22 protein-coding genes are annotated in these 22,018 nt (G+C 65.3%); 7 read left to right on the top strand and 15 right to left on the bottom strand.

Annotated elements, in window-relative coordinates; translation table 11 throughout:
- Nucleotides 1-48 precede the first annotated feature (48 nt).
- Entirely contained in the window at nt 49-498 is a 450-nt protein-coding gene (locus ACODSU_RS02830; RefSeq protein WP_488839900.1) for a carboxymuconolactone decarboxylase family protein, read from the bottom strand.
- 275 nt (nt 499-773) lie between these two features.
- Here ACODSU_RS02830 and ACODSU_RS02825 point away from each other — a divergent pair, with 275 nt between their 5' ends.
- Nucleotides 774-1,274, top strand: coding sequence for a DUF4365 domain-containing protein (locus ACODSU_RS02825; RefSeq protein ID WP_476016422.1), 501 nt, complete (start codon nt 774-776; stop codon nt 1,272-1,274).
- Nucleotides 1,271-2,395: a hypothetical protein gene (locus ACODSU_RS02820; RefSeq protein WP_488839898.1), complete on the top strand. Its 1,125-nt coding sequence runs from the start codon at nt 1,271-1,273 to the stop codon at nt 2,393-2,395. Before ACODSU_RS02825 ends, ACODSU_RS02820 begins: the two co-directional genes overlap by 4 nt.
- Nucleotides 2,396-2,525: 130 nt before the next feature.
- On the opposite strand, the gene ACODSU_RS02815 is transcribed toward ACODSU_RS02820, so the two are convergent.
- Nucleotides 2,526-2,768: a hypothetical protein gene (locus tag ACODSU_RS02815; RefSeq protein WP_476016626.1), complete on the bottom strand. Its 243-nt coding sequence runs from the start codon at nt 2,766-2,768 to the stop codon at nt 2,526-2,528.
- Between the two features lie 335 nt (nt 2,769-3,103).
- Nucleotides 3,104-4,276, bottom strand: a complete 1,173-nt coding sequence (gene pobA, locus ACODSU_RS02810) for a 4-hydroxybenzoate 3-monooxygenase (RefSeq protein WP_488839896.1) — start codon at nt 4,274-4,276, stop codon at nt 3,104-3,106.
- Nucleotides 4,277-4,490: 214 nt separating this feature from the next.
- On the opposite strand from pobA, the gene ACODSU_RS02805 reads away from it, so the two are divergent.
- The 3 genes from ACODSU_RS02805 to ACODSU_RS02795 all read left to right on the top strand — a co-directional run bounded on the left by ACODSU_RS02805 (nt 4,491) and on the right by ACODSU_RS02795 (nt 6,315).
- On the top strand, nt 4,491-5,372 hold the full coding sequence (locus ACODSU_RS02805; RefSeq protein ID WP_146870259.1) for a helix-turn-helix domain-containing protein: 882 nt from the start codon (nt 4,491-4,493) through the stop codon (nt 5,370-5,372).
- 99 nt (nt 5,373-5,471) lie between these two features.
- Nucleotides 5,472-5,849, top strand: a complete 378-nt coding sequence (locus ACODSU_RS02800; RefSeq protein WP_060985658.1) for a VOC family protein — start codon at nt 5,472-5,474, stop codon at nt 5,847-5,849.
- 37 nt (nt 5,850-5,886) lie between these two features.
- Complete coding sequence (locus ACODSU_RS02795; protein WP_309827466.1) at nt 5,887-6,315, top strand: VOC family protein; 429 nt, start codon at nt 5,887-5,889, stop codon at nt 6,313-6,315.
- A gap of 8 nt (nt 6,316-6,323) precedes the next feature.
- Here ACODSU_RS02795 and ACODSU_RS02790 read toward each other — a convergent pair whose 3' ends face one another.
- Nucleotides 6,324-6,773, bottom strand: a complete 450-nt coding sequence (locus ACODSU_RS02790; RefSeq protein ID WP_060987274.1) for an Lrp/AsnC family transcriptional regulator — start codon at nt 6,771-6,773, stop codon at nt 6,324-6,326.
- A gap of 101 nt (nt 6,774-6,874) precedes the next feature.
- On the opposite strand from ACODSU_RS02790, the gene ACODSU_RS02785 reads away from it, so the two are divergent.
- Nucleotides 6,875-7,495: a LysE family translocator gene (locus tag ACODSU_RS02785; RefSeq protein WP_015012064.1), complete on the top strand. Its 621-nt coding sequence runs from the start codon at nt 6,875-6,877 to the stop codon at nt 7,493-7,495.
- 99 nt (nt 7,496-7,594) lie between these two features.
- Nucleotides 7,595-8,134 carry an EVE domain-containing protein gene (locus tag ACODSU_RS02780; RefSeq protein ID WP_203422262.1) on the top strand — a complete coding sequence of 180 codons (540 nt, stop codon included), beginning with the start codon at nt 7,595-7,597 and terminating at the stop codon, nt 8,132-8,134.
- Nucleotides 8,135-8,562: 428 nt separating this feature from the next.
- Here ACODSU_RS02780 and ACODSU_RS02775 read toward each other — a convergent pair whose 3' ends face one another.
- The 11 genes from ACODSU_RS02775 to ACODSU_RS02725 all read right to left on the bottom strand — a co-directional run bounded on the left by ACODSU_RS02775 (nt 8,563) and on the right by ACODSU_RS02725 (nt 22,007).
- Entirely contained in the window at nt 8,563-9,273 is a 711-nt protein-coding gene (locus ACODSU_RS02775; protein WP_488839892.1) for a hypothetical protein, read from the bottom strand.
- Between the two features lie 187 nt (nt 9,274-9,460).
- Complete coding sequence (locus tag ACODSU_RS02770) at nt 9,461-13,216, bottom strand: molybdopterin cofactor-binding domain-containing protein (protein WP_488839890.1); 3,756 nt, start codon at nt 13,214-13,216, stop codon at nt 9,461-9,463.
- Nucleotides 13,213-13,719, bottom strand: coding sequence for a (2Fe-2S)-binding protein (locus ACODSU_RS02765; RefSeq protein ID WP_488839888.1), 507 nt, complete (start codon nt 13,717-13,719; stop codon nt 13,213-13,215). The genes ACODSU_RS02770 and ACODSU_RS02765 overlap by 4 nt, the downstream gene beginning before the upstream one ends.
- 17 nt (nt 13,720-13,736) lie before the next feature.
- The gene (locus ACODSU_RS02760; protein WP_488839886.1) at nt 13,737-14,909 is read right to left on the bottom strand and encodes an ABC transporter substrate-binding protein; all 1,173 of its coding nucleotides are present in this window, start codon (nt 14,907-14,909) and stop codon (nt 13,737-13,739) included.
- Between the two features lie 120 nt (nt 14,910-15,029).
- Complete coding sequence (pncA, locus tag ACODSU_RS02755) at nt 15,030-15,755, bottom strand: bifunctional nicotinamidase/pyrazinamidase (protein ID WP_488839884.1); 726 nt, start codon at nt 15,753-15,755, stop codon at nt 15,030-15,032.
- Between the two features lie 75 nt (nt 15,756-15,830).
- Complete coding sequence (locus ACODSU_RS02750; protein ID WP_488839967.1) at nt 15,831-16,574, bottom strand: ABC transporter ATP-binding protein; 744 nt, start codon at nt 16,572-16,574, stop codon at nt 15,831-15,833.
- A gap of 2 nt (nt 16,575-16,576) precedes the next feature.
- Entirely contained in the window at nt 16,577-17,362 is a 786-nt protein-coding gene (locus ACODSU_RS02745) for an ABC transporter ATP-binding protein (RefSeq protein WP_488839882.1), read from the bottom strand.
- Nucleotides 17,359-19,266, bottom strand: coding sequence for an ABC transporter permease (locus ACODSU_RS02740; protein WP_309827480.1), 1,908 nt, complete (start codon nt 19,264-19,266; stop codon nt 17,359-17,361). Before ACODSU_RS02740 ends, ACODSU_RS02745 begins: the two co-directional genes overlap by 4 nt.
- A 167-nt stretch (nt 19,267-19,433) precedes the next feature.
- A complete protein-coding gene (locus tag ACODSU_RS02735; RefSeq protein WP_015012054.1) occupies nt 19,434-20,645 on the bottom strand; it encodes an ABC transporter substrate-binding protein in 1,212 nt (403 codons plus the stop codon).
- Between the two features lie 80 nt (nt 20,646-20,725).
- Entirely contained in the window at nt 20,726-21,310 is a 585-nt protein-coding gene (locus tag ACODSU_RS02730) for an amino acid synthesis family protein (RefSeq protein WP_488839880.1), read from the bottom strand.
- A gap of 55 nt (nt 21,311-21,365) precedes the next feature.
- The gene (locus ACODSU_RS02725) at nt 21,366-22,007 is read right to left on the bottom strand and encodes an amino acid synthesis family protein (protein ID WP_488839878.1); all 642 of its coding nucleotides are present in this window, start codon (nt 22,005-22,007) and stop codon (nt 21,366-21,368) included.
- Between the last annotated feature and the right edge of the window lie 11 nt (nt 22,008-22,018).

Raw genomic sequence — 22,018 nt, 5'->3', positions numbered from 1 at the left:
GCTTGAAAAGCGGGAAGCCCGGCGCAAGCCGGGCTTCTTTTTTTCCTTTTACGCCTTGGCGCGAGGCTTCATGCGAAAGCTGACGCCCATGCGGTTGATGGCATGCATGGTGGCAATCGTGAGCGTCAGGTCCACCAGGTCCTTCTCGCCAAACACGGCCAGCGCGGCCGCATAGGCCTCATCAGAGGCATGGGTCTCGCTCACGCGCGTCACCTCCTCGGCCCAGGCCAGCGCAGCGCGCTCCTGCTCGGAGAACAGATACGCCGCCTCATGCCACACGGGGACGAGCACCAACTTCTCCACCGACATGCCTTCGGCCAGCAGGTCACGCGTGTGGATGTCGATGCAGTGCGCGCACCCGTTGATCTGCGACACGCGCAGGAAGACCAGGTGCGTCAGCAAGCTGGGCAGGCCCGTGCCCTGGGTGACGAAGTGGTGCAGCGTCCCGATGGCCTTGGCACCCTCGGGCGATACGTTGAACCAGACAGCGCGATTCATACAGCAGTTCCTTCACATTGAATGTTGAGCAGAGGGCGATATCGACCTCCTGCTCTCAAGACGTGTGATGTGAGGGTGCTGTGACAGATGCTGGTGAATGGTTGCGAAGTTCGCACGGCCCAAGATATCGCGCCACCGCAACTGGCGAAAGCTAAAAGGGGATTTAGGGCCTTTCCGCCTGCGCCAAGACAAGGCAAGGCTGCATGTAGCTACAGACTTGTTCGGATGCATTCGCGTGTAGCATGACGAGATAAGAAGGGCGGGGTGTCAGACGTATGGATCCAAAAAAGCAGAAAGAGGAATTCAACTACGCATACCTGTCCGCGTTGGCCGCCCACGCCGGGATCAATCGCGGAGACCTTCGTGTGGACAACGACAGCGTGGACGTCCTTTTCCAGAGTGTCGGTTACAGAGGGAGAAGGTTTCGGAATCCACAGATCCAGCTTCAGCTGAAGTGCACATCGCAAGACCTTATACGGGACGGTGTGATTAAGTTCCCGCTACCTCGAAAGAACTATGACGACTTGCGCGGTGACGATGTGATCACGCCCCGCTATCTCGCGGTTTTGCTTGTGCCAGCGGACACAGCCCGATGGATCGAGCATAACGACGGCTACATAGCCCTCTTCAACAACTGCTACTGGGTTTCACTTCGGGACTATGGTCCCACCGACAACGAGCACAGTGTCACTGTCGAGGTTCCCCTTGATCAGCGCCTGACAAGCGACACGCTGCTGAACATGATGGATCGCGCCAGCGAGGGGGAGTGGCTGTGACTGAAATCGTCAAGCGCTCTAAGGAGGTCTCGCCTGAACAACTGGAGGCGTATCTGCGCAATGCGCATTGGGTTCAAACTGGCAAGCTTCGCAGCGTCGCGACCATCTGGAACCGACAGGATGACCTTGACGCGGAAGTTGTACTCCCGCTTTCGCGCTCCGTAAAGGACTATGTTCCGCGCCTTCGCGATGCACTGGCAGCCGTCGCCTCTTTTGAACGGCGCGGGGTGCTTGATGTCATCAGCGACATTGGACGAATGTTCGCGAACGTCATAACCGTTCGCGTCATCCATGCTGATACTGACGACGGCACGATACCGATTAACGACGGGGTTCTACTGATCACCAAGGCCAAGGACTTGCTTTCTGCGGCCGCACAATCAATCTTCGCTAAACGTAAGCATTTCACCGGCAAGCCAGCTCCTGATGCGAAGGAGTACGTGGACACTTTGCTGCTTGGACAGACGGAAATCGGAAGCTACGTCGTCAACGTCATCGCGCCAGTTCAGGGAGGCAAGATGGCACCAGTAGAAGCGGACTCAATTCCGCTTGCGAAGGCTGTCACTCTAAACCTCGTCACCGGCCTGGAAGCTCTTGAAAAGGCTAGTAAACGATATCGGGAAACTGGGAGCTTGCGGGAATTCGAGACCACCATCGTTCAGGGGGCAAGCGCAAATATGTGTGACGCCCTTCTAGGCTTCAGTGGCATCAAGAGGAACAGGGCCTTCGAAGTTAAGGTGAGCCCATCAGAAGGTTCAATGTTCGAAACGGAGACTCGCACCTTCAAGTTTGATGCCCCTCAAGTCGAGATACTTGAGAAGGCCTCCGGGTACTTCAAGGATGACTACGTCTTGACGGGCCGAACATTGACTGGGTACGTAACGAAGCTCAGCAAACCGAAAGAGGATGAGGCAGGCACGATCACGCTAGACACTCAGTTTGACGATCTGAATAGAAAGGTACGGATTGAGCTTGGCAAGGACGACTACCACATCGCTGTTATCGCTCATGACACAAAGCAATATGTTCAGTGCAGCGGGGATGTTCATGTGAAGAGCAAAACGGCCAGCCTTCTGCACCCGCAAAACTTCCGCATTGTGGGCCTCGACGACCTCTTTTAGTGCGGGGCCAGGGTCTTCTCCGGTATTTGTAGCGCCCGGTACTTTCGCCATTCTGGTAGCGGACCACAACGGTGTGGTGCAGGCAGTTAGAAGTCTGATGCACCGCAGACCATCGCAGGGCGTTAGCTGCCTACTCCGCCGTGCCCGGCGTGCGTTCAGCCGGTGTCTGCAATCTGCTGGTTTCTTCTTTCGCCTTCTTCCCTTGGTCGTGGTGCCACTTGATGGCGTAGAACATGCAGGTGCCAAACACGAGCACCTTGAAGGTGATAAAGACTATGGGGACCCAATCCATTGTTGATGGCTTTCCTGGTTGTTGATGGGCACCCACTAACGTCAAGTGCACTGCCTCAAAACGCTGCGTCGGCAGCTTCATCGTGTTCAAGCCATCGTCGAATCACACATCGACAGCACGGGGCACATGATCTGAAAACTTGGTGTGATGCTATCGGGCCTGGTATGCGGGCGTAAGCATCAGTTCCGCCTAAATTTTGCGTAGCAGATGGCGATTGCCGTGCAGGGCGGTTGCATGGAAAGCGGCTTTGTCATTGGGTCCCGCAAGGGGGCCGCAGTGCGCAGGCCGTAGGGCGCGCCGCGTGAGCAGACGGAGCACCGCTTGCACACAACGCTGACCGGGCACATACAAAAAAGGCCTGCATGAGAGAACCCCATGCAGACCTTTGATTGGGTAGCAGTGCTACTGCCGGGCGCTCAGAACGGCAACCCCACATAATTCTCCGCCAGCGACCCCAGCGCCTTCTCGGACGAGAACAGGTACGCCAGGTCCGTGTCCTGCAGCTTCTGGTCATACGCCAGCGACTCGGGGAAGGTGTGCAGCATGGTCGTCATCCACCACGAGAAGCGCTGGGCCTTCCATACGCGGGCAAGGGCCTTTTCCGAGTATTTGTCGAGGCCGGTGCTGTCGCCATTCTTGTAGTGCGCCACCATGGCGTGGTACAGGTAGTAGATGTCGGATGCGGCGCTGTTCAGGCCCCGTGCGCCGGTGGGCGGCACGATGTGGGCGGCATCGCCCGCCAGGAACAGGTTGCCGTAGCGCATGGGCTCGGCCACAAAGGAGCGCAGCGGGGCGATGGACTTTTCAATGGATGCGCCGGTGATGAGCTGCTCGGCCACTTCGGCAGGCAGGCGGCGCTTCAGCTCGGCCCAGAAGGCTTCGTCGGACCAGTCTTCTACGGTGTCGGTCAGCGGCACCTGGATGTAGTAGCGGCTCAGCACCTGCGAGCGCAGCGAGCACAGCGCAAAGCCGCGTTCGTGCTTGGCGTAGATCAGCTCGGGCGAGACGGGCTTGGTGCGCGAGAGCACGCCCAGCCAGCCGAAGGGGTAGACCTTTTCGTATTCCTTGAGCACGTCGCGTGGGATGGACTTGCGGCTCACGCCGTGGAAGCCGTCGGCGCCGATGACGAAGTCGCAGTCGATGCGCACCACCTCGTCGCCACTGCGGTAAGTCACATACGGGTTGGCGCTTTTGAGGTCGTGCGGCTGCACGTCTTCGGCGTTGTGGATGACGATGCCCTTCATGCGGTCGCGCGCTTCGTACAGGTCGCGTGTCAGCTCGGTCTGGCCGTAGACCACTACGGAGCTGCCGCCGCTGTACTTGTGCAAATCGACCCGGTCCATCTTGCCGTCGTGGGCAATGATGAAGCCGTCGTGGATCTCGCCTTCCTTGTCCATGCGCTCGCCGCACTGGGCCTCGCGCATGAGTGCGGCAAAGCCATGCTCCAGCACGCCGGCGCGGATGCGGCCCAGCACGTATTCGCGGCTTTGGCGCTCCAGCACGATGGTGTCGATGCCCTTGAGGTGCAAGAGCTGCGAGAGCATGAGGCCCGAGGGGCCTCCGCCAATGATGCAAACCTGGGTTTTCATGGTGTCTCCTTTGTGGCGAGCGGCTCACAAAACTCCCCTGGCGTTGTTGTCCCGCCTTGCCGTACTACTTGTACTGTCTGCGGCAGGACGCCTAGCCAGGGCCGCTTCGCTGAGTTGTGTGAGCCGCTCTGTTGGGTTGATGACATGGGTCAAAACGACCACCCAAAGATACGTGGCACAGTCGCCGCGTTGAATGGACGGATGGAGCCAGAACATGCACTTTTCGAACATCGGAACCATCCACTCGTACAGCCTGTTCGGCGAGTCGCAGCACCTGCCCGATGTGCTGCACTGCGAGACGATTGCCGAGCGATCGGCGCTGCACGACTGGGAGCTGGCGCCGCACCGGCACACGCGGCTGCATCAGGTGCTGCTGATCACCTCGGGCGGGGGTGTGGCGCACCTGGATGGCGAGCGGATTGCGCTGTTTGCCGGTGCGCTCATCAACGTGCCGCAGGGGCATGTGCACGCATTCCGCTTTACGCAGCACACGCAGGGCTGGGTGGCCACGCTGGCGGACGAGCTGATGGACGAGATTTTTGTGCGCGTGGGCGATGTGCGCCGCGACCTGGCGCGCCCCGCCGTGGCGCCTGCGCCGCCACAGCTGCACCAGGCCATGGGCCAGGTCTGGCAGGAGTTCTCGGGCCGGGCCAAGGCGCGTGCGCTGGTGCTGCGGGGCCTGAGCGCCACGCTGCTGGGCTGGGTGGCGCGCGCGATGGAAGACCACAGCCCGGACGACACCCACGCGCCAGAGTCCAGCCTGGTGCAGCGGCTGGAGGCGCTGATCGAGGCGCATTTTCTGGAGCACTGGCAGGTGGCCGACTACGCGCGGGCGCTGGCGGTGTCGCCCACGCACCTGAGCCGCGTGGCGCGTGCTGCCACGGGCGTATCGGCCCAGCGGCTGATTGAGGCGCGGCTGATGCGCGAGGCGCGGCGCAACCTGGCCTACACGCACCTGGGCGTGGCCACCATTGCCTACACGCTGGGCTATGCCGACCCGGCGTACTTCACGCGCGCCTTCACGCGCGATGCGGGGCTGTCACCGCGTGCGTTTCGGGCGCAGGTGGCGGCGTCGGCGCCCGCTCCGGCAATGTGATGCGGGGTGACAGGCTGCTGACACTCCGCTGTCAGCAGCCCCCGCTCACCATCGGGGCTTCTTTCTTTCCATCACCCATTGAACGACAAGGAGCCTTTCATGAAAAACGCCATCGCCTGGTTTGAAATCCCCACCACCCAGCTGGACCGCGCCCAGGCCTTTTACGAGGCCGTGCTGGGCCAGCCCATGCGCCGCGAGAACATGGGGCCTAGCGAAGGCGCCGTGTTTGCCTACGACCCCGAGGCCGATGGCGCAGGCGGTGCGCTGATGATGGGCCCCACGGCGCCCCAGGTGTCGGGCAGCGGCACACTGGTGTACCTGGACGCATCGCCCTCGCTCGATGCTGCGCTGGAGCGCGCGGTGGCCCACGGCGGCCGCGTGGCCCTGCCCCGCCAGGCGCTGCCACCGGGCATGGGGTTCTTTGCGCACATCCATGACCTGGATGGCAACCGTGTCGGGCTGCATGCGCCCGATTGAGACCTGGCACCGAACCCTCTCACCGAAAGGAGACCCCATGGAAACACAGGAACTGCACCGAGGCCGGCTGATCGACCACATTCAGCTCGTGGTGCGCGACCTCGCCGCCAGTCGCAGCTTCTACACGGCCGTGTTCGACGCACTGAACGTGCCCATGGGCGGCACGGCCGAGGACTACTTCTGGGCGGATGAGCTGTTTGTCTCCACCGCCGACAGCGTGGCCGCACAGGGGCACCTGACAGGCCGCACGCACCTGGCGTTTCAGACGCAGGACCGGGCGATGGTGGATGCCTTCTACAAGGCGGCCCTGGCCCATGGCGGCAAGGACAACGGCGCACCGGGTGAGCGCGCCTACCACCCCGGCTACTACGCCGCGTTTGTGCTGGACCCGGACGGCAACAACATCGAGGCCGTGTTCCATGGCGACGCGCAGCGCAGTGCGGCGTCGGTGAAGATCACGTTCTGAAGTGTGGGTCAGCCCGCCTCCGGCCGGGCCAGTCCACGCAGCGGGATGGGCGTGGAGAACACGATGGACGTGCGCGTTTCGCCATAGCCGTTGATGTCGCCCAAGAAGCGCTCCAGATCGGGCAGGTCGCGCGCCACGACCTGCATCACATACGAGTCGTTGCCGCTGACATGGTGGCACTCAAGCACCTGGGGCGACTGGCGCAGCTTGTCGATCAGTGCCTTCTTGCCGGGCTGCGGCACGTTGATGCCCACCACGGCGCGTACGCCGTAGCCGACTTTGGTGGGGTCGATGTCGGCATGCACGCCACGCACCACGCCCGCTTCCTGCAAACGCCTCAGGCGCTCCAGCGTGGCGGGCACCGACAGGCCCACGGCCTCGGCCAGTTCCTTGAGCGAGGCGCGGCCATCGGCCTGTAGCGCGCTGATCAGGCGCCAGGCTTTGTCATCGACTTCCATACAAGCCTTTCTCGATGGGCACAGAAAAAAGCGAAACCCAATTCTGGATTCGCCGAATTTTCTGCATTCTCCATCGCCAGACGCCGCCCTAGCATCGGTGCATGGACTTCACTTCAATCACCGTGTTTCTGCAAGCCGCCGTCATCGGCGTGCTCATTGCGGCCCCTGTGGGCCCCATTGGCTTGCTGACAATGCAACGCACTCTGGAGCGCGGCCTGGCGGCCGGGCTGGCCACGGGCCTGGGCGCCGCTATGGCCGATGCGGTGTATGGCGCCGTGGGCGCCTTCAGCGTGCGCTGGCTCATCGACGGGCTGACGCAGGCCAGGACGCCGCTGGCGCTGGGCGGTGGCGCACTGCTGCTGGTGCTGGCGTGGCGCACCTGGCACGCGCCAGTGGCCCACAACGCCGCACCAGCACGCGACGCGCGCGGCCTGCTGGGCCTGGCGGCCGGCACGTTTGCGCTGACGCTGGCCAACCCGGCCACCATCGTGTCGTTCATTGCGGTGTTTGGCTCGCTGGGCGGCGGCCGGCCCAGCCTGCCGTCGCCGCTGTGGATGGTGGCAGGTGTGCTGGTGGGCTCTGCCGCCTGGTGGCTGCTGCTGACCAGTGCGATTGCCTACCAGCGGCAGCGCTTTACGCCCGCCTGGCGCCTGCGCATCAACCGGGCGTCGGCCCTGCTGCTGGGCGGGTTTGCGCTGTGGCAGTGGGGGCAGCTGGTCTGAGGCGTTGCGCTGCGCACAGGGATGCTGCAAAGGTACTGACACTGCGGTGTCAGCAGCAGGCCCGCACCATCGGTGGCTTCTTTGACCAGGAGCTTTTTCATGACCGACGCCCTGCTGCAACACCCCCTTTGGCCGGATGCCGAGCCTGCGCGCAACGACATACCTGTATCGGCAGCGACCTCTGCAGCCGCCACGCGCCGCAACTGGATCGCCGTGGCCTGCGCCCAGCACGCCCGCCGGGGCTGCGCCACGCCGGGCGCGGGCTACATGCAGGTGTGCCATGGCAAGGTGGCGCCGCTGCAGCGCATACGGCCTGGCGACCGTGTGGCGTACTACGCGCCCACGGTGACCATGGGCGGCAAGGACCGGCTGCAGGCCTTTGTCTCCATCGGCATCGTGTTGCCGGGGTCGCCGTATGCGTTTGATATGGGTGGCGGGTTTGTGCCGTCGCGGCGGGACGTGGCCTATGTGCCTGCACGTGAGGCGGCGATTGCGCCGCTGCTGGACGCGCTGGAGTTTGTGGACGACCGCCAGCGCTGGGGCAGCAAGTTCCGGTTTGGGCTGTTGGCCGTCAGCGACCACGACATGCGCCTGATTGCGCAGGCGATGCAGGCCGAGCTGCAATCACTACATTTTTAATAGCGCCTCAGGCAATGGGCACTAGCGCATCTGGCCCCAAAGGCTTCAAACGGGTCGTGAACAGCACCGTGGCGCCTCTGAACAGCCCGCAGACGGGCGTCAGCACACCGCCATCAGCGAGTCCACCACCCGGCGTTGGGCGGCGGTCAGTGCGGTATAGCCTTCACGCAGCAGTCGCAGCACGATTGCGTGGATTTCAATTTCGCTAGCGGGCATGGTCTTCTCCTTGAACGGCAACAGTGGGCGGCCGCCGCGTGGCTGGCCGATGACATGGGCGCCTGACACAACAAAAAAGAGCCGGGCGCCCGGGCCTGCCCCACCATGGACCAAGCCCCGATGCCACTGTGCCGAGGTGGCAACGCAGGCGGTAGCGCGATAAACAGGGAAGTTCGCTGGCTTTTTGACGCGCCGCTGCAAAGCTGAAGCGCTTAGGGCGCGGTGGCCCCAGGCACGTAGGCGTCGATGACCGGCGGCTCGCTGTCCCCCGCTGCGGTGCGGGCCAGCTTGAACCAGGTCCAGGTCTCGACGTCGGGCGCGTCGTAGCTGCCGTAGGACTGCCCGCCCCACGAAAAGTACGAGCCCTTGTTGCCCGTGGTAAGGGTGCGCTTGCCCACAGCCAGGCCGCCGTCTTTGAGCAGCGCCAGCCTGAACCCCTGCAGCTTGCCAGAGGTCCCGGGCTCATTGCCGGACGGCGCGGGCTGCGGAGCCAGGTCGAGCATGCCGGAGCTGCAGCGGGCCTGCGCGCCGCTGTAGGTGACCAGGCTCCACTGCCGGGTGAGCGAGGTGCGCACGTTGCGCGCGCGGTTGATGGTACGCGTGCGCAGCGTGGTTTCGCCGCGCTGCTGCTGCACCCAGACCTGCATCTCGGCCGAGCCGGTAAAAAACGGCAGGCTGCCCCGCACACCCGCAGGCTGCACCGGCGGCCAGGCGTACACGCCTTGCAGGGACGGGCAGCCAAACCAGCTGCTCTGCACGGGGCCAAACGCCGCAGGCGGCTTGGGCGACCCCTGCACCTCCGGCCCGCAGGCCGTGAGGGCCAGGCAACACAGGGCCAGCGTTGCGGCCCCGCCCATGCGCCGCACGCGCCGGTGGGGGGTGCGCAGCGCGCTGTGCAATGGCGAGGGAGCGGCAGGTGTCATGGTGTCTGGGCGGTGGTGCAGCCCGATTGTCGGGCTGAACACGGGCCCTACGGATGATCCATCTGCTCCATTTTTGATAGCTGCTTGCGCATATTCCACTAGCGCATCAGCACCAAAAGGCTCCAAAACGTGCTGACGCTCCCCCAGGCATGGCCTGGAGGGTCGTCAGAACCGTCTAAGAGCTGCTCTAAGGATGCGCAGGCCCCGCCCGCACGCGGGCCAGTGCCTCGGGCACATCGCGCCACGCCGGGCGGCCGGGGGCGTAGCGCTGGCGCATGTAGCCCGCCAGCTCGGTGATCTGCGCGTCGCTGAGCGCGTGGCCAAAGCCGGGCATGAAGCCGATGTCGCGCGCGGCGGGCTCGCGGATGCCGTGCACGATGACCTGCAGCAGGTTGTCGGGCCGGTCGCTGTGCAGATTGCTGTTGAGCGCCAGGGGCACGTTCACGCCCAGCAGCTTCGGGCCGTCGCCATCGTGGTGGCAGGCGGCGCAGGCACCGTCGAACAGGCGCTGGGCCTGGCCGGGCTGCGGGGCCAGCGCGGCGGCCTGGGCCACGGCGGCTTGTGCGCGCTGCTGCGGGTCAGACACAGGCTGTGTGGCTGGCTGGGTAGCAGCGTCTGTCGCGGTGAACGAGGCCAGGTAGCTTGCCATGGCGCGGATGTCGTCGTCGGGCAAGTGGGCCAGCTCGCGCACCACGGGCGCCATGGGGCCGGAGGCGCTGCCGTGCTGCGGACTGTGGCCGTGGCGCAGGTAGCCATACAGCGCATCGGCCGTCCAGGGCACGGGCGCTTTCGACAGGCCGGTAAGCGCAGGCGCCTCCCAGCCATCAATCATGGCGCCCGAGAGGAACGCAGCGCCACCCAACTCGGCGCCCAGCGCGTTGCGCGGCGTGTGGCAGGCGCCGCAGTGGCCCACGCCCTGCACCAGGTAAGCGCCCCGGTTCCATTCGGGCGGGCGGGTCGGGTCTGGCTTGAACGGGGTCGCGTCGTGGAACAGCGCGTTCCAGCCCGCCATGAGCGGGCGCACGCTGAACGGGAAGGTCAACTTGGTCTTCGGCACCTCGGCCCGCACGGCGGGCTGCGCCATGAGGTAGGCGTACAGCGCGGTCAGGTCGTCGTCGCTCATCTTGGCGAACGAGGTGTAGGGGAAGGCGGGGTACAGGTGCTGGCCGTCGCGCGAGATGCCTTCGCGCATGGCGCGCTGGAAGGCGCTGAAGGACCACTGGCCGATGCCGGTCTCGGCGTCGGGCGTGAGGTTGGTGGTGTAGACCTTGCCGAATGGCGTTTCCATGGCGCGGCCGCCCGTGTTGGGCGTGCCGCCCGGTGCGGTGTGGCACACCACGCAGTCGCCCGCAGCGGCCAGCAGGCGGCCCCGCTCGATGGTGGCGGCGTTGTAGACCGAGGCACCCGCCGTCTGCACCACGGGCGCGATGGAGGGGCGCCAGCCCAGCAGCGCGGCGCCCATGGCGATGCCACCAGCGGCCAGGGCCAGGGCGCGCGCCCAGGGGCTGCGCTGGGTGGGCCATGTGGCGCTGGCTGGCACGGTGGGTGCGGGCAGCTCCAGCGTGGGCAATACCTCGGCCTGCTCAGTGGGTGCGGTGCTGCCTGCAACCGCCTCGCCTGCGCCACCGGGCAAGGGGTTGAGCCCGGCGCGCACCACCTCGGGCGTGAACGGCGGCGCGCGAAAGCGCACACCCGTCGCATCAAAGATCGCATTGGCAATCGCCGCTGTGCCCGGCACAGAAGACGACTCGCCCGAGCCCAGCGGCGCCTCATCCTGCCGGGGCATGTGCATGACCTCGATGACCGGCACTTCGCGGAAGCTCAGGATGGGGTAGCTGCCCCATTCGCGGTTGTCCACCGCCTGCTTGACGGGCTCGAACGTCACCTGCTCCTTGAGCGCGCGGCTCGTGGTCTGCAGCACGTTGCCGTGCACCTGCTGCTCCACGCCGGCGGGGTTCACCATCAGGCCCGCGTCGTGCCCCACGACCACGCGGCGCACATGCACCTCGCCGGTCTTCTTGTTGACCTCTACATCGGCCACCCAGGCCGCCCAGGCGGCGCCAAAGCCGGGCCATTTGCTGTGGATGTAGCGGGCATAGGCAAAGCCCTGGCCTTGGACCCACTCACCTTTGTTGTCACCCTCCAAGGGGCGCTGCTGCGGGCCGGTGCGGCGAATCCAGCCCGCCTTTTCGGCCGTGGCCTGCACCAGCTCGGCGGCGCGCGGGTCGTTCAGCAACTGCAAGCGAAACTGCACCGGGTCCACACCCGCCGCCGTGGCCAGTTCGTCCACATACGATTCGTGCGCAAACGAATTGGGCAGCGCCGACACGCCGCGCAGCCACGACGCGCGCACGATGGGCGGCATGTCGTTGACGGCCACGCGCAGGTTGTCGTACTGGTAGGGCGGGCGCGCGGTGCGGTCACCCATCTCGTAGGCCTGGGCCACGGGCTCGATGGTGCGGGTGAGCAGCAGGGCCAGCGTGGGCGCGCCGTTGGAGGGGTAGGACGTTTCGAAGTCGTACGCCGCCACGGTGCCATCGGCCTTGAGCCCGCCGCGCACCTGCATGAGCTGCGCCGTGCCCTTGGGTTCCCACAAATGCTCCTGCTCGCGCGTGAGCTGCACGCGCACAGGGGCGCCCACGGCGCGCGAGAGCAACGCGGCATCGGCCGCCACATCGTCGGCCCCGTTGCGGCCGTAGCAGCCTGCGGCCTCCATGCGGATGAGGTCGATGTCCACATCGGGCAACCCCATCAGGCGGGCCAGGTCGGCGCGCAGCACATGGGGGTTTTGCGTGCCAGCCCACACGGTCATGCGCGGGCGGCCCGTGCTGTCATCACTGCGCCATTCGGCCACCGCGCACGATGGGCCGATGGAGCCGTGCATCTGGTACGGCCACACGTAGGTGCGCGGCATGGGCTGGCCGTCGGCAGACAGCGCGGCCAGGGCGCCCTCCACATCGCCCTCGTCCACCAGGCGGCGCTGCGTGGCGGGGTTGGCGCGGATGGCCTGGGTAATGGCCTCGGGGCTGTCCTGGCGCGGAAAGCCGGGCCAGTCCTTCCAGCGCACCTTCAGGTCGCGCAGCGCTTGCTCGGCCTGTTCCTCGCGCTCGGCGACGATTCCCACAAAGTCGCGGATCACCACCACGGCGCGGATGCCGGGGACGTGTGCGATGGACTGCTGGTCCACCGATTCGAGCGTGTTGCCGATGAAGTCGCCATGGTCGGCCCCCGCATACGGCGGGCGCACCACGCGGCCGTGCAGCATGCCGGGCACACGCATGTCGTGCACAAACACCAGCTCGCCACTGACCTTGGCGGGGATGTCCACGCGTGGCACGGACTGGCCGACCACGGTGTAATCGGCGGCGGCCTTGGTGGGTGTGGCGTCCATCAACTCCAGCGTGGTGTGTGCGCCTGCCAGCAGCGTGCCGTAGGCCACCTGGCGCGACGGGTCTGCCGTGACCTGCACCACACCGGCACGCACCTGCAATTGATCCACCGGCACGCTCAGCCGCTCTGCGGCCTGCGCCACCAGCCAGTGGCGCGCCTGCGCGGCGGCGGTGCGCAGGGGCTTGGCGTGGATCTGGATGGATGCACTCGCGATGGTGGCACCCTGGTTGGGCGCGCGGGTGGTGTCGCCCAGCACCATGTTCACCTGCGCCAGCGGCACATCGAGTTCTTCGGCCACGATCTGTGCGAGCGCGGTGCGGATGCCGGTGCCCAGGTCCACATGGCCGTTGAGCGCGGTCACGCTGCCGTCGTCCCACACGGCGATCAGTATCTCCACGCCCTCGGCCGGGTTGCCTGCCACCAGCGCGGGCTGGCCCTTGACGGGCGGTGGCGCGGGCGGTGGGTTGCGCACCACCAGCAGCACGCCCTGGGCGGCATGGAAGTCGGCGCGGGTGAGCGGGCTATGGGCGCGCAGGGATGGAGGCGTGTTCATGCCTGGGCCTCGCGCATCAGCTGGGCCGCGCGCAGCACAGCGCGGATGATTTCGACATGCGTGCCGCAGCGGCACAGGTTGCCCGACAGCTCGCGGCGCACGGCTGCTTCGTCGGGGTCAGGGTTGCGCTCCAGCAAAGCCACGGCCATCATCACCATGCCGTTGAGGCAATAGCCGCATTGCGCGGCTTGTTCATCCACAAAGGCTTGCTGCACCGGGTGAAGTCCCTCGGTAACGCTGCAACGCCCGGGCAGCCCCTCCAGCGTCGTCACCTCACGGCCTGCCACGCCCTGCGCCGGGATCACGCAGGCCCGCGCGGCAATGCCATCGACCAGCACCGTGCAGGCGCCGCACTGCCCCAGGCCGCAGCCGTATTTGGGGCCGTTGAGGGCCAGGTCGTTGCGCAGCACGTGCAGCAGCGTGGCGCTGGCCAAGGTGCTCTGCGGCAGGGCAAACGGCTGGCCATTGACAACGACCGGGGAGGGTGAAGCGTGCGCGTGCATGTCTCGGTGGGTTGTTCTCAGCGTCGCAGCGACCCGCTGCGCGTGTACATCTCCAGGTCCACAAAGTTGGAGCCATTGTGGTTGCCCGGGCCATACACCAGCGGAAAGTCGCCGATTTTGGTGGTGCCCATGTCTTCCATGGCCTTGATGAAACCTTCGCGCGTGAGCGCTTTGCCTGCGCGTTTGACACCTTCCACAAACACGCGCGCGGCGATGTAGCCCTCCAGCATGGTGTAGCTGTCGATCTTCTCGCCCGCGTCCGCGCGGTCCTTGCGGTAGTCGGCGACGATGGCCAGACGGCTGGCCTGCGGCGAGGGCACGATGCTGGCCGTGACCAGGCCTTCGAGGCCGCCGTTCAGACGCTGGGCAGAACCCGGTGCGTCGGTGATGCCCACCGAGATGGTGTACAGCGGCGACGCAGCACCCGCCGCCCGGTAGTCGTGCAAGAACACCTCCACCATCTTGCCCGCCATGATCATCACCACCGCACCAGGCTGGGCCTTGGTGAGCTGCGCCACCTGGGGCTTGGCGTCGGTGGCGGCGATCTCCATGGGCACGGAATCGACCACCTTGACCTTCAGGCCCTGCGCGATCTGCAGGCAGGTGTCGAGGTTGGATTTGCCGAACGCGCTGTTCTGGTAGATGACGGCGATGTTGTTGATGCCCAGCGTGGCCAGATGCCCCACGATCTTGCGCAGCTCGGTTTCGTAGCTGGCGCGCACGTGGAACAGGTAGCGGTTGTGCGTGGTGCGGAACGACGTGGTGCCCACCAGCGGCGCGAACATGGGCACGCCGGCCTTTTCGGCCAGGGGCATGGCGGCGATGAGGTTGCCGGTGGCCACGTAGCCGATCAGGGCAAAGACCTTGTCTTCGTCAATGAGCTTGGCCGTGTTTTCGGCCGTCTTCTTGGGTTCGTAGGCATCGTCGTGCGACACCAGCTCCAGCGTGCGCCCGTTCACGCCGCCGGTCTTGTTGACCTTGTCGAACGCCAGCGCAATGCCAGCCTTGTAGTCCACCCCGAAGTCTTTGGCCGGGCCGGTGAACACGGCCGACTGGCCTACCTTGATGCGGGTGTCTGTCACCCCGGTCTCGGCGGCTGCCGGGCCTGCGGCCCCCAGAGCAGCGGCGGCCAAGGTTGTCAGCACCGCACGGCGGTCGATGCCCCCCTCCTCCATCCCACGACATTTCATGAAACGCTCCTTACATCAAGTGCGCAAGTTTCCCTGCAAGCGGAGCGGCTGCGCAACCATTTCTGCGGGGTGTTGTGAATCCGTCAAACCCCGGCGCCGAAGCACCGGGGCGGTGCGCCATCAGGCGACATCGATATCGCTGGACTGGATGCGTTTGACGCCCTTGGCCTTCATGTTTTTCCAGGCCGCATCGAGCGATCCGTTGAGGTCGATGGCGCGGGTGGCGTCCTCGACCACATAGGTTTCGAAGCCCAGGCGTTTGGCGTCGAGCGCCGTCCAGGCCACGCAGAAGTCGGTGGCCAGGCCCGTGACAAACACGGTCTTGATGCCACGCTGCTTGAGGTAACCGGCCAGGCCGGTGGAGGTCTTGCGGTCGGCCTCTTCAAAGGCCGAGTAGCTGTCCACATGCTGGTGAAAGCCCTTGCGCAGGATCACCTGGGCCTTGGGCACCTTGAGGTCCTTGTGCAGGGCGGCGTCGTCGGTGCCCTGCACGCAATGATCAGGCCACAGCACCTGCTGGCCGTAACTGAGTTGGGTGGTTTCAAACGGCTTCTTGCCTGCATGGGCGCTGGCGAACGAGGCGTGACCCTGGGTATGCCAGTCCTGGGTGACCACCACGTTTTCAAACGCTGTGGCAATGCGGTTGATGACGGGCACCACCTCATCCCCCTTGGCCACGGGCAGCGTGCCGCCGGGGACGAAGCAGTTCTGCACATCGACCACGATGAGCGCCGCTCGCTCACCGGGTTTGATCTTGCCTGCCGCCCAGCTAGCAGGGAAGCTGGCCCCGGCCACGGTTAGCGCGGCCGATTGAAGAAGAAAGCGACGACGTTGCGCAGTTTGCATGGTGAACACTCCGGTTGGGAACGCACTGACACATCGGCTACGGCCCGGTAGGGCCAAAGCCGGGGAACTTCTGCTTCAGACGCTGAGGTAGGCGCGCCGCACCTCGTCGTTGGCGGCCAGATCTTCCATGCTGGCCTGGTAGCGGATCTGGCCCTTTTCGAGCACATAGGCGCGGTCGGACACCAGCTCGGCAAAGTGCATGTTCTGCTCTGACAGCAGGATGCTCACGCCCTGCTCCTTCAGCTCCAGAATCATGTGCGCCATCTGCTCCACGATCACCGGGGCCACGCCTTCGGAGGGTTCGTCCAGCAGCACCAGGTAGGGGTTGCCCATGAGCGTGCGAGCCACGGTGAGCATCTGCTGTTCGCCACCGCTCATGCGGCCGCCGGGGCGCTGGGGCATCTCGCCCAGGTTGGGGAAGAGCTTGAACAGGCGCTCGGGCGTCCACACCGGGGCGGCCGTGCCATCGGGCCAGGTGCGGGCGGGCTGGCGGCCCACTTCCAGGTTCTCCATCACCGTGAGGTCGGTGAACACGCGGCGGTCTTCGGGCACAAAGCCCAGGCCCAGGCGCGCGGCGTCGTGCGGGTCGGTTTTGGACAGATCTTTGCCCATGAACTGAATGCTGCCCTTGCGCTTGGCCAGCATGCCCATCAGTGTCTTGAGCGTGGTGGACTTGCCTGCGCCGTTACGGCCCATCAGGGCCACCACTTCGCCACGGCGCACATCCAGGTCCACGTCGTACAGGATTTGCGCGGCGCCGTACCAGGCCTGCAGGCCCTTGGCCTGGAGCAGCAGTTCTTTGGGGTTGTGGGTCGTCATGGTCATGCGGCCTCTACAGCAGCGGCTGCCGCTTTCTTCTCGAAGGTCTTACCAGTGCCGAAGTACACCTCCTGCACCTTGGGGTGGTCGCGCAGCTCCAGCGGCTTGCCCTCGGCAATCAAACGTCCGCGCGCCAGCACGATCATGCGGTCGGCATAGGCAAACACCACGTCCATGCTGTGCTCGGTAAACAGCACGGCCATATTGCGGTCGATCACCAGTTGCTTGGTCAGCGCCATCAGCTCGTTGCGCTCCTTGGGCGCCATGCCGGCGGTGGGCTCGTCCATGAGCAGCAGCTTGGGCGAGTTGGCCATGGCAATCGCCAGCTCCACACGCTTCACATCGCCATACGCCAACACGCTGCAGGGCCGGTCGGCCTGCGACTTCATGCCCACCTGGTCCAGCAGCGCCAGGGCTTCGTAACGTTTGTGGTCGGCAGCCCTGCGCCACATCGAGAACAGCAGACCGTCGTTGGAGATCAGTGCCATCTGCACGTTCTCCACCACCGTCAGCGACGCAAAGGTTTCGGCGATCTGAAAGGTGCGGCCCACCCCCATGCGCCAGATGTCGCGGGGCTTGCGGCCCACCAGCTCCTGGCCGTTGAGCTGGATGGAGCCTGCATCGGCAGGCAGCTGGCCGTTGACCATGTTGAAGGTGGTGGACTTGCCCGCGCCGTTGGGGCCAATCAGCGCCAGCAGCTCGCCAGCCGCCAGTTCGAAGTGGATGCCATCCACCGCCTTGACGCCGCCAAACGATTTGCCCAGACCGGTGACTTTGAGGAGGCTCATGCTGCGCCCTCCTTGGTGTTCTTGGCGTCGCGCATGTTGTCAAAAATCTGTTTGATGGTGCCAGCGATGCCCTGCGGAAACAGCAGCACCAGGATGAGGATGATGGCGCCCAGCATGGCGCGCCAGTAGTCGGTGTTGCGTGCCACGGTGTCGTGCAGCCAGGTGAAGGTGACCGCGCCCACCACCGGGCCTGCCAGCGTCTGGATGCCGCCCAGCAGCACCATCACCAACCCATCCACCGATTTGCCCACGGACAGCGACTCTGGCGAAATGCTGCCCTTGGAGAACGCATACAGCGCCCCTGCCAGCCCTGCCGCCGTCCCCGCCACCACAAACGCTGCCCACTGCATGCGCTTGACGTCGATGCCAATGGCATCGGCCCGCAGCACAGAGTCGCGCCCCGCGCGCAGCGCATAGCCAAACGGCGAGAACAACACGCGGCGCAGCCACCACACCCCTGCCCCCACCAGTACCAGCGTGAGCCAGTAGTACATGCGCTTGTCTGCCAGCCAGGCCGCAGGCCACACGCCTGTGAGGCCGTTGCTGCCCCCCGTGAAACTGTCCCACTGGTAGGTGATGGCCCAGGTGATCTGGGCAAAGGCCAAGGTCAGCATGGCCAGGTACACACCCGACAACCGCACTGCAAACCAGCCGTAGACAAACGCCCCGGCGGCGGCCACCAGCGGAGCCACCACCAGTGCGAGCTCCATGGGCAGCCCGAGCGAGCGCACCAACAGGGCCGCGCCATAGGCGCCCAGCCCGAAGTAGGCGGCATGGCCGAAGGAGTGCATGCCCGCTGGCCCCATGATGAAGTGAAGGCTGGCCGCAAACAGCGCTGCGATCAGCAGGTCGATCAGCAGCACCGTGGTGTACGGCGACTGCGCCGTGAGCACCGGTGCTGCTGCCAGCAGCAGGCCCAGCACGGCAGCCGCCACCAAGTAGGCCTTGCCTGGCCGACGCAGCGGCTCCTCCTGCATGCCCACGTAGCGGCTGGGTGCCTGCGGCCGGCCGAACAGGCCCCACGGGCGCCAGACCAGCACCACCGCCATCACCAGAAAATCCACCACCAGCGTCAGCTTGGAAAACGAAACACTCAGGCCGAACACATCGACCACACCCAGCCAGATGCAGATGGCCTTGATCTCGGAGATCAGCAGGGCTGCAGCGTACGCGCCCGGGATGGAACCCATGCCGCCCACCACCACTACCACGAAGGCGGCACCGATGGTGTGCAGATCCATCTCCAGCGTGGCGGGCTCGCGCGGCAGCTGCAGTGCGCCACCCAGCCCGGCCAGCATCGCGCCCAGCGCAAACACGGCCGTGAACAACCAGGCCTGGTTGACGCCCAGGGCGCTCACCATCTCGCGGTCTTGTGTGGCGGCGCGCACCAGCGTGCCAAACCGGGTGCGCGTGAGCAGCAGCCAGACGGCGCCCAGCACCAGCGGACCGACCACGATGAGGAACAGGTCGTAGCTGGGGAACTGCCGCCCCAGCAGGCTCACGGACCCCGACAGGCCCGGCGCGCGCGGGCCCAGCAGTTCGTCAGGGCCCCAAAGCCACAGCACCGCGTCCTTGATGACCAGCACCAGGGCAAACGTGGCCAGCAGCTGGAACAGCTCGGGCGCCTTGTAGATGCGGCGCAGCAGCACCACTTCGATCAGCGCCCCGAGCACGCCGACGATCAGCGCGGCGAGTGGCAAAGCCACCCAGAAGCCCAGGGCACCGCTCAGGCGCTCGACCAGCGAATACGCGACGTAGATGCCCACCATGAAGAACGAGCCATGGGCAAAGTTCACGATGCGCGTCACGCCAAAGATCAGCGACAGACCCGCCGCCACGAGGAACAGCGACGACGCGCTCGCCAACCCGTTGATGAGCTGGACGATGAAACCCGAAAAACTCATGTTCGATAAACCCTCAAGTCATCACCACCCGTGTTGCGCATCACTCGCAGCACATGAAAGAAGCTGGGCGCGCCCCAGCCAGCGCCATCAGAAATCCGGCTGTGCCGGACTGCCGGTAGCGTCTGCCGGGACCGAGGCGCGGCAGGCGCCTCAGACCTCAGAGGGAATCAATCAGCGCTTCGTGACTTCTTCACGTCGGCAGCGGACGGCTGGTACTTGGCATCGGCGCCATCCAGGTAGACGTAGTCCACCATCACGCCCTTGCCACCTTCGTTCTTGGTGCGACCGACAAACGCACCCATGGTGGCTTGGTGATCTTCAGGACGGTAGGTGATCTTGCCGAACGGGGTGTCTACCTGCAGACCCTTGAAGGCAGCGACCAGCTTGTCGGTGTCGGTGCTCTTGGCCTTGGCAATACCAGCCGCAGCCGACTTGATCATGCTGTAGCCCACCACCGAGCCCAGACGCGGGTAGTCCTTGAACTTGGCCTGGTAGGCCTGCTCGAACGCCTTGTGTGCGGGGGTGTTGATGCCGTACCAGGGATAGCCGGTCACCAGCCAGCCGTTGGGGGCCTCGTCTTTCAGGGGGTCCATGTATTCGGGCTCGCCCGTCAACACGCTGACCACCTCGATGCCCTTGAAGAGGCCGCGCGTGTTGCCTTCGCGCACGAACTTCGACAGGTCTGCGCCAAACAACACGTTGAAGACGGCGTCGGGCTTGGCATCCGACAGCGCTTGCACGACGCTGCCGGCGTCTACCCGACCCAGTGGTGTGGCTTGTTCGGCCACAAACTCCACGTCGGGCTGGGCGGCCTTGAGCAGTTGTTTGAAGGCCGCCACGGCAGACTGCCCGTATTCGTAGTTGGGGTAGACCACGGCCCAGCGCTTTTTCTTCATCTTGGCGGCCTCGGGCACCAGCATGGCGGCCTGCATGTAGGTGCCAGGGCGCAGGCGGAAGGTGTACTGGTTGCCACCTTGCCAAGTCATCTTGTCGGTCAGCGGCTCGCCAGCCAGGAAGAAAAACTTCTTCTGCTTGGCGAAGTCGGCCACCGCCAGGCCGGTGTTCGACAGGAAGGTGCCCGCCAGCACATCGACCTTCTCGCGCGACACCAGCTCTTCGGCCACGCGAACGGCGTCGCCGGGGTTGGCATTGTCGTCGCGCGTGATCAGTTCGATCTTCTTGCCATTGACGCCGCCCGCAGCGTTGATCTCATCGACCGCCAGCTCCATGCCCTTCTTGTAGGGCTCCAGGAAAGCAGGTTGTGCCTTGTAGCTGTTGACCTCGCCAATCTTGATCACGCCCTGTGCAAACACAGGGGCCAGGGTAAGGGCCAATGCAGCCGCAGCCGTGGCACGCATGAGGTTTCGTCGCATCGTCATGGGGAGACTCCTGAAGGATGGTTGGAGAGAGATCGAACGGGGGTAAGACAGGACAGGTGTGTGTTGTGCGCGCGCCGTGCTCAGCGCAGGCCGTCAACACCCTTGATTTCAGAGGCCGTGAGGCCGCCGACACGTGGCAACGGCCGCCCGCTGTCCGTCACGACAACGGCCACCACGATTTCATTGGCCCGCGGGGCATCGGCAACACGGGCTTCCATGGCGTCGAAATGGCTGCGCACATAGGCGGCATCCTTGTGGCCCAGGGGAACGTCGATGGCGGCGCCCAGGCCGCCCATTTTCTTGCTGGATGGCACCAGAGCGGCGCCCTTCTCGACCGCCACACGCAAGGGTGCACCCAGCTTGGGATGCAGGATGGCGGCGGCATGTTCCAGCTCGCCCGCCTCGCCCACGATGGCGGCCTTGCCGTAGCTCTGGGCCTGGCCGGGTTCAATGCCCAGGGCCTGCACGCAGCGCGCGCCCAGAAGGCCGCCCAGCTCTTCGCCGATGGCGATGAGTTCGTCGAGGTTTTCCACATAACGTCCGGCAAAGGGGTTCTCGATCACGGCCATGGCCAGCGCCTTGCGCACCGGGGGCTGAACGTCACGCCCCATTTCCACGCGGACCTCGTCGGTCTGGACGATGATCTTTCGAATCTTGGCTGGCATTTTTTGGCTCCTTGGGATCTTGTCTTGTTCGATGGTGTGCGGGTCGGCGGGCGGCTCAGCGCAGGCCGTTCCACTGGCTGATGTCTGCCGCCTTGAGCCCTCCGACGCGGGCGTGGATGCGCGGGCCCGTGGTCATGGCAAGTATGAACACGATCTCATCAGCGGATGGCGCGCCCGGAACACGCACTTCGATCGCGTCGAAATGGCTGCGTACGTAGCTGGCGTTGATGTGGGTGAGCGGCACATCCAGCGCTGCACCGGGGCCGCCCACTTTCTTGGTGGAGGGCACGATGGACAGCGCATTCGCCGGCTGCCCGGTCTTCTCTTCGGCCTGGCCCTTGGCATAGGCGTTGCGGTCGCCCTTCCAGCCCAACAGTTCGCGCATGGCGTAGCCGCCGGGCACATGCCACAGCGCACCGTGTTCCAGCTCACCCGCCGCGCCCACGATGGCGCCTTTGCCATAGGTCTCGATGCGCTCGGCAGGCACCGCCATGGCCCTCAGGAGGCGCTGGGCCATGTCCAGCCCCACGTCCTGCAGCGCGTCCATCATGGGGAGGATGTCGGGCTCGTACCGCCCCGCAAAGGGGTTTGTCAGCACCGCGCCGATGGCGCCGCGCAGCAGCGGCACGTCGGCCACCGGCCCGAATTCGTGCCGGATTTCCTCAAGATGGGTGAAAACGCGTCGTATCTGGATCATTCTGGAGACCT

Source organism: Acidovorax sp. FG48 (assembly GCF_057809085.1).
The sequence above is the reverse complement of the archived record's forward strand: the minus strand, read 5'-3'. Positions and strand labels throughout refer to the sequence as shown.